The following is a 13,525-nucleotide window of genomic DNA, read 5'->3' as shown; positions in this document are numbered from 1 at the left end:
GGATCGAGACGTGAAGAGAATTATTTATGGGATTATTTAAGCCAGACCTGTACCGCGCCTTCTTCGTAGGCTTTGGCGTTACTGCGCTTGGAATGGCGGCCTTTATCCTGCCGAAATTGGTCTAAGCGGATGCGAGGGTGGTTCACTGCCTTCGCTGCACTTTCCCTGGCCTTGGGGGCGGCCGCTTGCCAAGGTCAGGCCTATGCTGCTGAAAATATCGTCCGAGCGCCTGTTGCTCAAAGGCAGGCTGAGGAAGGCTCCAGTCTTAAGACTGCCATCTTCGCTGGTGGCTGCTTCTGGGGCGTTGAAGCGGTTTTCAGCCATGTCAAAGGCGTGAAAAGCGTTATTGCGGGCTATCATGGCGGCAGTAGAGCCGATGCAACCTATGGCAGGGTGAGCACTGGCAGAACCGGCCATGCAGAAGCGGTGAAAGTGGTCTATGACCCATCGAAAGTCCGCTATGATCAATTGTTGCAGATCTTTTTTTCAGTTGTCGCTGACCCTACACTGACCAACCGGCAGGGGCCCGATATTGGCAAGCAATATCGTTCAGCTCTGGTGCCGCAAAGCTCTGAACAGCGTATTGTCGCCAGAATGTATCTCAAGCAGATGCAGGCGAGCGGTAAATGGCCGTCGAGAATCGTAACCCCGATCGAAAATCCCCGGACCTTCTATAGAGCAGAACAGTACCATCAGGATTTTGGCATAAAGCATCCGCATAATGGCTATTTTCTCCGTTGGGACGCTCCCAAAATTGCCGCACTGAAAAAGCTCTACCCCAAACTGTATCGTGCGAGTTTTGTGATCAACTGAACGACACCAGCGGCACACGCATGATTGCCGGGGGCGCTTAGGCGCCCTATATCAGGGCCATGGCAAGCCATTCACATCATGAGCATTCGGGCAGCAAGCTCGTCGAAGAAGCGAAATCTGTCCTGACCAAGGCAGGTGAGCAATGGACTGCCATGCGCTCGGACGTTTTTGAAGCGCTTGCCGATCACGACCGACCGGCCTCGGCCTATGACATTGCTGATTCGGTTGGTCAGAAGCGCGGAAAACGCGTGGCCGCTAACAGTGTGTACCGGATTCTCGACCTGTTTGTGCGAACCAATCTCGCCAATCGGATCGAAAGCTCCAACGCCTACATCGCCAACAGCCATCCGGGCTGTCAGCATGATTGCATCTTCCTGATCTGTGATGACTGCGGAATTGCGATTCATCTTGATGATGACACGCTGACAAATGCTTTGCGTGACGCGGGCCAGCGACATGGCTTTGCGGATGTTCGCCCAGTGGTTGAACTACGCGGATTGTGTAATGATTGTGCAACGACCTGATATTAATCAGCTTTCAGAACATTGGATGAGATTGCAGCGATTTATCGACATGCCCGCTTTGGAAGTGTAAGCGGAAGGGATGACCAAAGCTCCGGTTACTCCGCTTCTCGATCGCGTCCATACGCCTGATGACCTGCGCAAGCTCCCAAAAAGTGAGCTACGCCAATTGGCGGATGAATTACGCACCGAAATGATTGATGCCGTCGGTTCGACCGGTGGGCACTTGGGTTCGGGCCTTGGCGTTGTCGAACTGACAGTTGCGATCCATTATATTTTCAACACGCCTGATGATCGTCTGATCTGGGACGTGGGCCATCAGGCCTATCCCCATAAGATTCTGACCGGGCGGCGAGACCGTATTCGTACTTTGCGTCAGGGTGGGGGCCTGTCCGGCTTTACCAAGCGTGCTGAAAGCGAATATGACCCTTTCGGCGCTGCACATAGTTCCACTTCGATTTCGGCCGGGCTTGGCTTTGCGGTTGCCAACAAGCTGGCGGGCACGCCAGGCAAGGCCATTGCCGTGATCGGTGATGGCGCGATGAGCGCTGGCATGGCCTATGAAGCGATGAACAATGCCGAACAGGCCGGCAATCGCCTCATCGTCATCCTCAATGATAATGATATGTCGATTGCACCGCCGGTAGGTGGTCTGTCGAGCTATCTCGCGAGGCTTGTGTCTTCTGGGCGTTTTCTGGGTCTGCGCGATCTGGCTAAGAAATTCGCCAAGCGCTTGCCTGCACCGTTGCAAGTCGCGGCGCGCAAAACGGATGAATATGCCCGCGGCATGGCCATGGGCGGGACTCTGTTTGAAGAATTGGGCTTTTATTACGTCGGCCCGATTGATGGGCATGATCTCGATCAGCTGATTCCGGTGTTGGAAAATGTTCGCGATGCGGCGGAAGGCCCGTGCCTGATTCATGTCATTACGCAAAAGGGCAAGGGCTACGGCCCGGCTGAAGAAGCGGCGGACAAATATCACGGCGTTCAAAAGTTTGATGTTATCACGGGCGAACAGAAGAAAAGCGCTGGTGGTCCACCAAGCTACACCAATGTTTTTGCCAAGTCTCTTTTGTCCGAAGCCGAGCAGGACAACACGATCTGTGCGATTACGGCGGCCATGCCCACGGGCACCGGGCTGGATAAATTCGCCGCCGCCTTTCCTGAACGGCATTTCGATGTTGGCATTGCTGAACAACATGCTGTGACCTTCGCCGCTGGCTTGGCCGCGCAGGGTATGCGGCCATTTTGTGCGATTTATTCCACCTTCCTGCAACGCGCCTTTGACCAGGTGGTGCATGATGTGGCGATCCAGAATCTGCCCGTGCGCTTCGCGATTGACCGTGCTGGCCTGGTCGGTGCGGATGGCGCGACCCATGCGGGTAGTTTTGACGTGACCTATCTTGCCACACTGCCCAATATGGTGGTGATGGCGGCGGCAGATGAAGCGGAACTGGTCCATATGGTCCACACCGCCGCGAAGTATGATTCCGGCCCGATCGCCTTCCGCTATCCACGTGGGAATGGGACTGGTGTTGAACTTCCTGAAACGCCTCAGCAGCTTGAAATCGGCAAAGGCCGGATGGTGCGCGGGGATGAGAAACAGGGTCGTAAGGTTGCCATTCTATCGCTTGGCACGCGGTTGGCGGAAAGTCTCAAGGCTGCCGATCAGCTCGAAGCCAAAGGGCTTTCTACCAGCGTGGCCGATATGCGCTTTGCCAAGCCGCTCGATAGTGCGCTGATCCGTAAGCTCATGGCGACACATGAAGTGATCATCACGGTTGAAGAAGGCAGTATTGGGGGCCTTGGCGCGCATGTGCTGACATTGGCGAGCGATGAAGGCCTGATCGATGCGGGCCTCAAGATCCGCACGTTGCGCCTGCCTGATCTCTTTCAGGATCAGGATACACCGGACAAGCAATATGACGAGGCGGGGCTTAACGCGCCGCAAATCGTCGATACGGTGCTATCCGCTTTGCGGCATAACAGCGCAGGCGTGGAAGAAGCGCGGGCTTAAACAGAATTTCCGGGCGGTTCTGGTAGAAACCGCCCGAGCTTTCAGGCCAGACGTGCACCATTGGGCACGGTCTGACCGGGTTCGCTCAGCACGATATGGCCAGCTTCATCGGCAAATCCCAGCAAAAGCACTTCAGAACGGGCCGGGCCGATCTGGCGCTTGGGGAAATTGACCACTGCCATCACGCGGGTGCCCGGAAGGCTTTCCAGCGTATGGTTCTGGGTAATTTGCGCGATGCTTTTCCTGATGCCTATGCCGGGGCCTAAATCGACTTGTAACTTATAGGCAGGGTTGCGCGCTTCGGGAAAGGCTTCGGCCGTCACGATGGTACCAGCGCGAATATCAACTTTCAGAAAATCGTCGAAAGTGATTTCAGGCGCAGGCTCTGCGGCGGGGTCATGAATCAGATGCATCAGCGCAGATTAAGCACCTGACATGCATTTGCCTAGTGAGGCCGGAGCGGGCTAGCGCATCGCCAACTCGCTCCGGCCAGATAATCACCAATTATAGGCCGGCGGCAAATCACTGCGTTCAAGCGAGCGATAGCGATCACGCAGCTTGCTTTGATGGCTTTCCAAAGGTTGATCGACTCCGTCGATAAAGACCTTCACCGGGACCGTCCCCACTTCCAGCGGATCACCGTCCCACACCACGACATCACCCACGGCGCCGGGCTTTAAAACGCCCATCTTGCCGCCCATCCCGGCAATGTCTGCCGGAACGGAACTGATCGCAGCAAAGGCTTCGTTCCAACTGAGACCGGATGCGCCGGGCATCTTGTTCAGCGCAACGAGATTGCCGGCTTCCTCGGGTGCCCAGCGCGGCTGGTTCATGTCTGAAAACTGCCCGATGGCGACCTTAACCCCGGCATCGACCATGCGGCCGACATTGCTCTGGGTCGCCGCCAACTGTTCGAATCTTGCCGGAAGATCGTTCAGCGCCATGGTAATCACCGGAACACCTGCGGCGGCAATATCTCTGGCGACCATCCAGCCTTCGCTTGCGCCGACAAGCACCAGGCGCAACTTGGGAAATTCGCGCTTCAGTAGCAGAGCGGAGCGGATATCTGCCGCTCGTTCTACATGGACATAAAGCGTCTGTTCGCCGGAGACGACGGGTGCCAATGCGGCGATGTCGAACTGGCTGACCTGAACGTCCCCACCTTCAATGGCGCCAGTCGGGCCGTCGGGTTGGCTGGCCTGTGCCAATGCGTAATGCAGCTGGGCGTAAGCTGCCGTGCGGCTGCCCCCTGCCAGACGCGCGCCGTCTTCACCCAATTCGACATATTGGGAGGCACGTGGTTTCATCAAGGCGTCAGGATCAGCGCCCAGATCAATCAGCGCGCCTTGTCCGGCAAAGATCGATCGTGAGGCGAAGGGCGTGACCGTGGCGCGGGTAACCCCGCCAGCGCGGCTGACTGCAATGTTTTCAGACTTGGCGTTCACCGCTGGTGCAACGTCCAGCGCAGCGCTGAAAGCGGCACCTCCTGCGGAGCTGTCATTGCTGTCGCTCACGCCGGACACATCGAGAATGCCAAGATCAGTCAGCGAGGCAACGATCCCGGGCGTAACCCAGCGGCCCTGCGCATCCATGGCCGGAATGCCTGCGGGCGCTGCAATGCCTGTCCCCGCTGCAACTACCGTGCCATTGCGGACAATGACAGTGCCGTTCTCGATCGGATCGCTCCCATCACCGATCACCAGTTTGGCGTTGGTGATGACCATATCCTGCGCATTGGCTGGAAGGGTGCTCAGCAATGGAGCGGCACTGGCAATGAGCGCGGTGACGAGAAGTTTGCGAAAGCTCATTTCACGTCTCCTTCACCCGGCTGGCCCAGTTCGAAATCGCTCACCGGGCGGCGTTTGGGGTCCATCGCGTCATACATCAGCGCGCCATCGATCCAGACCTTCTCAGGCCGGGAATAGACAGAGAGTGGATCACCATTCCACAGCACGATATCAGCCATTTTGCCTTGCTTGAGGCTGCCGGTCTGATCCGCAATGCCCATCGCTTTGGCCGGATTATAGGTGAACCAGCTGATGACCTGAGCGTCAGGGATGTTGATTCCCATTCGCGCGCCCGCAGCTTGCGCCTTGGCTGACGCCTGATTGAGCCGCTGGATGCCATTTTCATCGTCCGAATGGATGATGACGCAGGCCCCTGCATTGGCAATCAAAGCAGCGTTTTCAGGGATGGCATCGTAGGATTCCATCTTGAAGCCATACCAATCAGCCCAGACGGCAGAGCAAACGTCATTTTCACGCAGCAGGTCGGCAATCTTGTAGCTTTCCACCGCATGATGGAAGGCGGTGACTTTATAGCCAAATTCCTTGGCCATATCGAGCACCAGTGCCATTTCATCAGCGCGATAGCAGTGATTATGGACGAGGATTTTGCCTTCCAGCACGCCTTCAAGCGTTTCAAGGCCAAGGTCGCGGGTGGAATGATCGCCTTTGGCATATTCCTGCGCCTTGAGCCAATTTTCACGATCCACCGCGAAATTGCCCATCCGGGTGGAGGGCATCTGATTGCGGCTACCATAAACGCGCTTGGGGTTTTCACCGCAGGCCATTTTGAGGCCATAGGGTGCGCCAGGAAATTTCATGCCTTGCACCGTGCGTGATGGCACATTCTTCAGCGTAACCGAACGCCCGCCCATCAGATTTGCCGAACCGGGAAGAATTTGTAGGCTGGTCACTCCGCCATTGACGAGCGCACGCGAAAAGCCAGGGTCTTGCGGCCAGACCGAATGCTCCGCCCAGACTTCAGGGGTCGTGGGTGAGGTGGCTTCATTGCCATCGCTATTGGCGGCAACGGCGGGAGAGGCATAGTCACCCAGATGGGAATGGATATCGATCACGCCGGGGGTGACGAATTTTCCCGTCCCGTCGATCCGTGTGTAACCCGCTGGAATGGCCAGCTCAGGCCCGCCAATCGCCACCAGTTTGCCATCGGCAAACAGCACGGTGCCATTGTCGATCTCTCGACCTTCGCCGTCAAACACGGTCGCGCCGACTAGCGCTGTGGCCGTGCCGGAATAAGGCTTATAAGTCGATGCATAGGGTACAGCGTCATTAGTGGCAGGCCGTGGGCTGCCGGTGGACGCCACGCTGTTATTGGCCGTGCTGCAACCAGCCAGGGCGAGCGCCGCCCCGGCTGCGAGAGTCAGGAATCGCAAATTCATTTGCCCCCTCCGTTTCCTGAAAAAGATGCCCCCGGCGCTTATGCGCGGGGGGAGTTTTGTGGATGTACGCCTGCTTCCTGTGCTTCAAGCCCTGCTTCGCTGCTGCCGGTCAATTCATCAGACGCGTCGCGCAGCGTATCGAGGTGCATCAGCTTCTTGATGAAGGGTGAAACCACCAGCACGGCTATGCCGATGCCGACCGCATACCAGCCGACCGTGTTGTAAACGCCGAGCACCAGTTCCTTGCCAGCTTCAGCGCCTTCAAGGCCATCACCGCCGGCGGCTCTGGAAATCAGACCTGCGGCAAAGTTACCGGTTGCCGAAGCGAAGAACCAAACGCCCATGATGAGCGACGCCATATGTGATGGCGCAAGGCGGTTCATGGCGCTGAGGCCGACCGGTGACAGGCAAAGTTCACCCGTTGTGTGAAGCAGATAGATCAGGAAAATGAAAATCACTGGCACGGCATTTTCCATGCCAGCCGCGTTTGCACCCCACACCAGAACAAGAAAGCCGAGGCCGACCTGAATCACGCCAAGACCGAATTTAAAGGGTGCAGAAGGTTCTTTCCCGCGCTTGCCCAATGCAGTCCACAGACCGGCGAAAAGTGGTGCGAGAAGGAAAATATAAGCAGCGTTGAGCGATTGGAACATGGAGGCTGGAATGCCCATCCGGTCCACATCACGGTCGGTGAAGAGATTGAGCGAGTTGCCTGCCTGTTCGAACAAAGCCCAGAAGACAATGGAAACGAAAATCAGGAACAGTGCGGCCAAGATGCGGTCGCGTTCATGGGGTGGCAGTTTCACGACGGAATAAAGCACGACGCCAAGCACCAGAATGCCGCCGAAAATTCCCAGAAGGGTGCCGACAACTTCCTGATTTTGTACCATCCACCAGCATACTACAACGGCCAGCAGGCCTACAGCATAAAGGCTCCATTCCTTGGTTTTGGAAAGCGGACCGGGTGCTTCACCGCGGCCGACCAGCAAGGGTTTGCCCCAGACGAAGACGATAAGACCAAGCAACATGCCGACACCAGCAGCGCCGAAACCGTAGCTCCAACCATAGACTTCGCCCAGATAGCCGCACAGCAGCGAACCGAGGAACGCGCCCAGGTTAATGCCCATGTAGAAGATCGTATAGGCCGGATCGCGGCGCACATCCGTACGCGGATAGAGTTGCCCGACGATCACCGAGATATTGGCTTTCAGGAAGCCGGAACCCACGATGATAAAGGCAAGTGCCAGCCAGAACATGTTGAGAGCAACCGCATCACTGCCGCCATTGCCTTCAAAACCCATCAGGAAATGGCCGAAAGTCAGCAATATCGCGCCAAAGGCAACAGCTTTTCGCTGCCCCAAATAGCGATCAGCGAGATATCCGCCGAGAACCGGCGTAATATAGACCAGCGCCGTATAGGCACCATAAATAACGCCTGCATCCCCGTCTGAAAAAAGCCAGTGCTTGGTAAGATAGAAAATGAGCAGCGCGCGCATCCCGTAATAGGAAAAGCGCTCCCACATCTCTGCAAAAAACAGCACGAACAACCCTTTAGGGTGTCCTAAAAATGTCCCACGGGCATCCCCGCTTTCAGCATATTGACTGGCCATCGACCCGCAGTCCCCTCAAAATTTCATAGCAAAGGGCGCTTTTGAGCGCACCTTGATCATCATGAGCGGCAACCTAAAGAAAATGACACCTATGTGAAGCTGTTTTCGTTACATAGGAAACAGAGACTGCTGATACGGCCCTGCCTTGACCCGCGTCGCTGTATTATGGCACTATATCACTGGAATGAGTGAAACTGCCCGCCCCGTTTATTTGAAATTGCGCGATTTGATCGCTGCGGCCATCATCGATGGGCGTTATGGTGAAGGTGAGATGTTGCCTTCTGTCCGGGCATTCGCTGCCGAGCAGGGGGCCAATCCACTGACCGTGGCAAAGGCTTACCAGCAATTTCAGGTGAACGGTCTGGTTCAGGTGCGGCGTGGGGTCGGAATGTTCGTGACTCGCGGCGCAGCAGAAAAGCTGCGCGCCATTGAGAAGGCCCGCTTTCTGGATCAGGAATGGCCTGAAATACGCGCCAAAATGGGTCGCTTGGGTATTAATTTACACAGTTTGCTGTCGGAAGCGTAATTTCTAGGCAGTTAGGTGCGAAAAATACAAATGGATGATTGCGCCTGACGCTTTGGTCTGGCAAGCGCCGTTCCGGGTCGTGCCATATCTTTGAGTGAAGGTGTGGGTAATAATAATAGCCAATACGCCGACTGTGTATCTGAGACGGTCGGTATGGAGGACCTTGATGATCAGATCCGAACTGTTGCAGTCTCTGGCTGATGATAATCCCGAATTGCGCCCCGAAGAGATCGAACAGGTCGTCGATATATTTTTCGATGAGATTTCTACGCGACTGGCCGAAGGCGGTCGAGTAGAATTGCGCGGTTTTGGTGCATTTTCGACGCGCCAGCGCGACGGTCGCACAGGCCGCAATCCTCGCACCGGTGCTTCTGTAGAAGTCCCACCCAAGCGCGTTCCCTACTTCAAGCCCGGCAAAGAAATGCGCGAACGCCTGAACACCAATTAGGCAGAACGCGCGTTGCATGTTTTTGTAGCGCCAATCCTATCTCAAACGCCAGGTGAAAGGGGAGCGGAAGATGTCTTCCGCTCCCCTTTTCGTTTCATGCTTTTGAACACGTTCTATCAGAAGTTGCGCCGAACGCTGACAGACCATGTGCGCGGCAGTGATGGCTGGCCGGACACTGTGCCTGAACTCAAATGCTGGTCATATAGAGTGAGGAAGTAATATTTGTTGAAGATGTTCTTCACCTCCAGCGAAACCTGCCAATCCTTATCGGGTGCCGTAAAAGCTAGCCGGCCATTGGCAATGAAATAGCTGTCAATCGTGTTGAGAACATCGTTCAATGGCTCGGTGAAGATCTTGGACTGATAACTTCCATCGACACGACCGGTGATGGTGCCAGCGCTCAACTCCCAATCATATTGGACGCCGAAGCTGTAGGTCCATTCTGGTGTGTAAGGCGTGACATTGTCCAATGGTACGCCGGAATCCCCCGTGTCTTTATATTGGAAATCCAGATAGCTGAGGGACCCATCAAGGGAGAGGCCATCAATCGGGAAGGCCGTGATTTCGGTTTCAAACCCTTTCACATCAGCCTTGCCGATATTTGCTGGCAAAAGACATGGCGAGCCGGGGCAGGCGCTGAGGGTGAGGATGATATTGTCATATTTGTTGAAAAAAGCCGCAGAGTTGATCCGCAAGCGGCGATCAAACAGATCGGCCTTGAAGCCGACCTCGTAAGTGGTGATTGTTTCCGGTTCGAAGCTTTTGATCTGATTGCAAGGTCTGATCACGCCGGCCGGAAGGTCCGAACATTCGCCTGTATCCGGGCCGAAATAGGGTCGTGGATTGACACCGCCTCCTTTGTAACCCGTCGAAACCGAAGCATAAGCAAGAAACGCATCGGAGAAGCGATAATCGCTGACGAGGCGATAATCCCACCGGCTACCCTTGAATTTCCCTTTGGCGTTGTTCAGCCCAACCAGCAGGCAATTCGGTTCATTGCCAATGGATGTGGGGCTACCGAGCGATGGATTGCTGAAGAAAGCACATGGTTTGTCCGGAACGTGCCCATCCGGATCGCTCCGCCGGTAGGTATAGGTTTTCTTATCATCAGAATAGCGCACGCCAGCTGAAATCGACCATGCTGGCGTCAGATGAAAGGTGCCATTGAGAAAGGCAGCTTTTGACGTGGCAGGGGTTGTGTCCGGCCCATGAATGAAATCCAGACCCGCATAGTTGAGGTCTACACGGGCGGTCAACGAACCGTCCTGATGGAAATAAAACCCGCCCAGCGTAAAATCGAGAAAGTTATTAAATACAGAGCCGTTGAGACGCAGTTCCTGACTGTAGGATTTGAAATCCAGGTGCTGCTTCAATTGCTGAGACCCGACGGGGGAGCCATCGACTGCTGTGGCCCACGTCGTGTCATAGCCTCGATAGGAGGAAATCGACTTGAGCTGGAATTGATCGGAGATCGTCCAGTCCACCGTGCCCTGGATTCCCCAGCCGTTGAAATGCTGGATCGGGTCAAAGGCTACCGGTTTGAAAGGGGCCTGACTTGTAGGCTCCTTATTGTCGATAAAGTTTTCATAGGTGATGTAGCGAGGATTATACCCCGAACCCGACAATGTGTCGCAGGAGTAGGGACCTGTGGGGACAAAGCGGCAATCATAAGGCACCGCCGTGCCATCCTTTCCTCTCAGGAAAGGGATACCGTCTGGCGTGGTGTAGGGCGCAGTAGGGCTTACATAGCGCAAGGTGCCTGCACCCGAAGAGGAACGGTCATGCGTATAATCGCCTGACACATTCACTTCCACATCGCTGCTTGGCAGCCAGCGCAGGGAAAGTCTCGCACCGGAATAAGCGATGTCTCCCAGCGTGCCCAGTTTCTCGGTTGTGCCAGGGCCAACCGGCACGTTCGAATCGGGATGCGTTTTTCCGTAATCTAATTGAGTCACATAGCCATCGCGATGTTTCGTAGTGGCCGCGAGGCGAGCAAACAGATTATTGGTCAGGCCGAAATCAGCAAAGCCGCGCGCTTCCAACTGATTGAAAGAGCCATAGGTGGCCTGAATCATGCCGCGTCCGCTGCCATCTGGTTTGCGGGTGAACAGCTTGATCGCACCGCCAATGGAGTTCTTTCCGGCTAGCGTGCCTTGTGGACCGCGCAGCACTTCCACCCGTTCAAGGTCGGTCAGATCCAGCAGCGAGCCGGTGAGAGTGGGAAAATAAACGTCATCGATATAAACGCCAACGCCCGGTTCTAATGCGTAGTTGAAATCGGTTTGCCCGACACCGCGAATAAAGGCGACCATGCCCGAACCGCCATATTGGCTTTGTTGTTTCAACGTCACATTGGGTGCTTGCCCAGCCACTTCTGCAATGTCAGTCTGGCCGCGCGCTTCAAGCATTTCGGCGTTCACTGCGGTAATGGCAATGGGCGTATCCTGCAGATTCGCATCGCGAAATTCCGCTGTGACGACGATTTCAGTATTTCGGGCACCGGTGCCGGTGGCATTTCCTTCTACGGGTGTTGTCGTGGTATCTTGCGCATAGGCTGGCGTTGCCAGACCTGTGGCGAGCGCACAGAACGAGACAAATCCAAGAGCTTGGATATTCATGTTTTCCCCTCCCCACACCTCCCCCCCTGGGAGGTGCTATATTGATTGCAGCCGACGTTCTGCCGGTCTCCAAAACCACGGGGGAAGATGTCCCAGTCTTACAGGAAATTATCTATTCCGCCCCCGCTTCTTCAAGTTATTTGCAAACGGTTCGAAAGCAAGCAAGTTAAAAATTAGTATGCAATGCATACTAATTTGGATCGAAGAAAATTACCGTGCCATATGCGGCTTGCTCCAACCGGCCTTTCATGCACGGTGCGCAAAACGGTTTGGCTGAAGCAAAAAATCGCCACAAATACGCCAGAAAAAATTTGCCCTCTGGAAAGCGCGGCTGGTCGCGGCTAAGGCGTTTGCCTTCATAAGCGGGCGTGGCGGAATGGTAGACGCCGGGGACTTAAAATCCCCTGAGCTTTGCTCGTGCGGGTTCGAGTCCCGCCGCCCGCACCATTTCCAGCTGTTCGCCACTTAGCCCGATGAATGGTCTAAACCTGCGCTAATGCTCTCTGCCGGAACAGGATCATCTTCGATCAGTTGATCGATCATTAACATAAGCCTGCTAACTTTGTGATCAGTATGAGCACAAATTGAGAGGTTTGTTGTTTTGAGTGGGGGTGTGCTGTGCGAGAAAGGCCAGAGGACTTCAAAGGGCGTTCAGTCGACATCGATGGGCAAGCAGAGAGGCGTGCTGCGCTGCGCTCCACCTTGATCATCCGCACTGCGAAGATACGCCTCGATAGTGGTGAATATGTGTGTGTCCTGCGTGATATCTCAGATACCGGTGTCCGCTTGCGGCTGTTTCACCCCCTCCCGGCCAGTAAGACCATATGTCTGGAAATGCCCGATGGCGATTGCTTTGACATTGAACCAGTATGGACTGAAGGTAATTGTGCGGGCTTTCGCTTTCTCAAACCCATCGATGTAAAGGCGATCATTTCAAGCCATAAAGATCATCCGAAACGCGGGCTGCGCGTCAACTTGTCGCATGATGCCTATATTGTGCATCTGGGGCATACGATCCGGGTGAGGCTGGTTAACCTTTCTCAGCAAGGCGCGTGCATCATCTGTGATGAGTTTCTGGCGATGGATGAGCGGATTGATTTGTATTTCGACTATCTGTCAGAGATCAAATGCACTGTCCGGTGGCGTAAAGAGCCTCATTACGGCGTCTGTTTTGGCCGCACGCTCGCCTTTGCCGAGCTTGCAACGATAGTGGCGGCGATCAATCACGATGAGGCTTTGCACCATCCGCAAGCTGATTCGAACAGATAATCCGGATCTCCGGGAATGCTAAAGTTCAGGCAGGCAGGAAGGTCATTGCAGCGCCATTCATGCAATAGCGTTTGCCGGTGGGCTTTGGCCCGTCATTGAACACATGGCCCAGATGGCCGCCGCAGTTTGCGCAATGCACTTCATTGCGAGGGTAGCCCAGGGCAAAATCGCGCGAAATTTCTACTTTTCCCGGGAGTGGCTCCCAGAAGCTTGGCCAGCCAGTCCCGCTGTCAAATTTGGTGCGGGATGAGAAGAGATGATTCTTGCACCCGGCACAGCGGAAGATGCCTTTGCGCTTTTCATCATTCAGGGGGGAGCTGTAGGGACGTTCTGTGCCCTGTCTGCGCAAGATACGATATTGCGCAGGCGTCAATCTGGCTTTCCATTGCGCGTCACTGAGTGAGAAGGGGTAGGTCTTGGCCTCCGCCTTGCTGCCGCAGGCAGTGAGCGCCGCATAACAGCCCGCGCTGCCCAGCCATGCCAACAGGCTACGTCTATGAAGAGAAGAGCTTTGCATTC

The 13,525-nt window shown here is 55.3% G+C and carries 12 protein-coding genes and 1 tRNA gene; 7 read left to right on the top strand and 6 right to left on the bottom strand.

Annotated elements, in window-relative coordinates; translation table 11 throughout:
* Positions 1-129: 129 nt before the first annotated feature.
* From msrA to dxs, 3 genes are all read left to right on the top strand, one after another.
* Complete coding sequence (gene msrA, locus GRI39_RS10090; protein ID WP_160739569.1) at positions 130-813, top strand: peptide-methionine (S)-S-oxide reductase MsrA; 684 nt, start codon at positions 130-132, stop codon at positions 811-813.
* A gap of 59 nt (positions 814-872) precedes the next feature.
* Positions 873-1,337, top strand: a complete 465-nt coding sequence (locus GRI39_RS10085) for a Fur family transcriptional regulator (RefSeq protein WP_160739568.1) — start codon at positions 873-875, stop codon at positions 1,335-1,337.
* A gap of 79 nt (positions 1,338-1,416) precedes the next feature.
* Positions 1,417-3,351 carry a 1-deoxy-D-xylulose-5-phosphate synthase gene (gene dxs, locus GRI39_RS10080; protein ID WP_160739567.1) on the top strand — a complete coding sequence of 645 codons (1,935 nt, stop codon included), beginning with the start codon at positions 1,417-1,419 and terminating at the stop codon, positions 3,349-3,351.
* 41 nt (positions 3,352-3,392) lie between these two features.
* Here dxs and GRI39_RS10075 read toward each other — a convergent pair whose 3' ends face one another.
* The 4 genes from GRI39_RS10075 to GRI39_RS10060 all read right to left on the bottom strand — a co-directional run bounded on the left by GRI39_RS10075 (position 3,393) and on the right by GRI39_RS10060 (position 8,145).
* On the bottom strand, positions 3,393-3,764 hold the full coding sequence (locus GRI39_RS10075) for a tRNA-binding protein (protein ID WP_160739566.1): 372 nt from the start codon (positions 3,762-3,764) through the stop codon (positions 3,393-3,395).
* Positions 3,765-3,848: 84 nt separating this feature from the next.
* The gene (locus GRI39_RS10070; protein WP_160739565.1) at positions 3,849-5,159 is read right to left on the bottom strand and encodes an amidohydrolase family protein; all 1,311 of its coding nucleotides are present in this window, start codon (positions 5,157-5,159) and stop codon (positions 3,849-3,851) included.
* Positions 5,156-6,535 (bottom strand): amidohydrolase, encoded by a 1,380-nt coding sequence (locus tag GRI39_RS10065; RefSeq protein ID WP_160739564.1) that lies wholly within the window; start codon positions 6,533-6,535, stop codon positions 5,156-5,158. The genes GRI39_RS10070 and GRI39_RS10065 overlap by 4 nt, the downstream gene beginning before the upstream one ends.
* A gap of 38 nt (positions 6,536-6,573) precedes the next feature.
* Entirely contained in the window at positions 6,574-8,145 is a 1,572-nt protein-coding gene (locus GRI39_RS10060; RefSeq protein WP_160739563.1) for a peptide MFS transporter, read from the bottom strand.
* 184 nt (positions 8,146-8,329) lie between these two features.
* Between GRI39_RS10060 and GRI39_RS10055 the strand changes: the two genes are divergently transcribed.
* Both GRI39_RS10055 and GRI39_RS10050 read left to right on the top strand, forming a co-directional pair.
* Positions 8,330-8,671, top strand: a complete 342-nt coding sequence (locus tag GRI39_RS10055) for a GntR family transcriptional regulator (protein WP_160739562.1) — start codon at positions 8,330-8,332, stop codon at positions 8,669-8,671.
* Between the two features lie 166 nt (positions 8,672-8,837).
* On the top strand, positions 8,838-9,119 hold the full coding sequence (locus GRI39_RS10050) for an integration host factor subunit beta (RefSeq protein WP_160739561.1): 282 nt from the start codon (positions 8,838-8,840) through the stop codon (positions 9,117-9,119).
* A 116-nt stretch (positions 9,120-9,235) separates the two neighbouring features.
* Here the strand turns inward: GRI39_RS10050 and GRI39_RS10045 are convergent, their stop codons facing one another.
* Entirely contained in the window at positions 9,236-11,737 is a 2,502-nt protein-coding gene (locus GRI39_RS10045) for a TonB-dependent receptor (RefSeq protein ID WP_160739560.1), read from the bottom strand.
* Positions 11,738-12,099: 362 nt separating this feature from the next.
* Between GRI39_RS10045 and GRI39_RS10040 the strand changes: the two genes are divergently transcribed.
* Positions 12,100-12,184 (top strand) — tRNA-Leu (locus tag GRI39_RS10040).
* Positions 12,185-12,355: 171 nt separating this feature from the next.
* Positions 12,356-13,006 (top strand): PilZ domain-containing protein, encoded by a 651-nt coding sequence (locus GRI39_RS10035; protein ID WP_160739559.1) that lies wholly within the window; start codon positions 12,356-12,358, stop codon positions 13,004-13,006.
* A gap of 25 nt (positions 13,007-13,031) precedes the next feature.
* Here GRI39_RS10035 and msrB read toward each other — a convergent pair whose 3' ends face one another.
* Positions 13,032-13,523: a peptide-methionine (R)-S-oxide reductase MsrB gene (msrB, locus tag GRI39_RS10030; RefSeq protein WP_160739558.1), complete on the bottom strand. Its 492-nt coding sequence runs from the start codon at positions 13,521-13,523 to the stop codon at positions 13,032-13,034.
* Between the last annotated feature and the right edge of the window lie 2 nt (positions 13,524-13,525).

Origin of the sequence: Altericroceibacterium indicum (assembly GCF_009828105.1) — a bacterium.
Classification (GTDB): Bacteria; Pseudomonadota; Alphaproteobacteria; order Sphingomonadales; family Sphingomonadaceae; genus Altericroceibacterium; species Altericroceibacterium indicum.
Note: the sequence above shows the minus strand (reverse complement) of the source record. Positions and strands in the feature narration are given on the sequence as shown.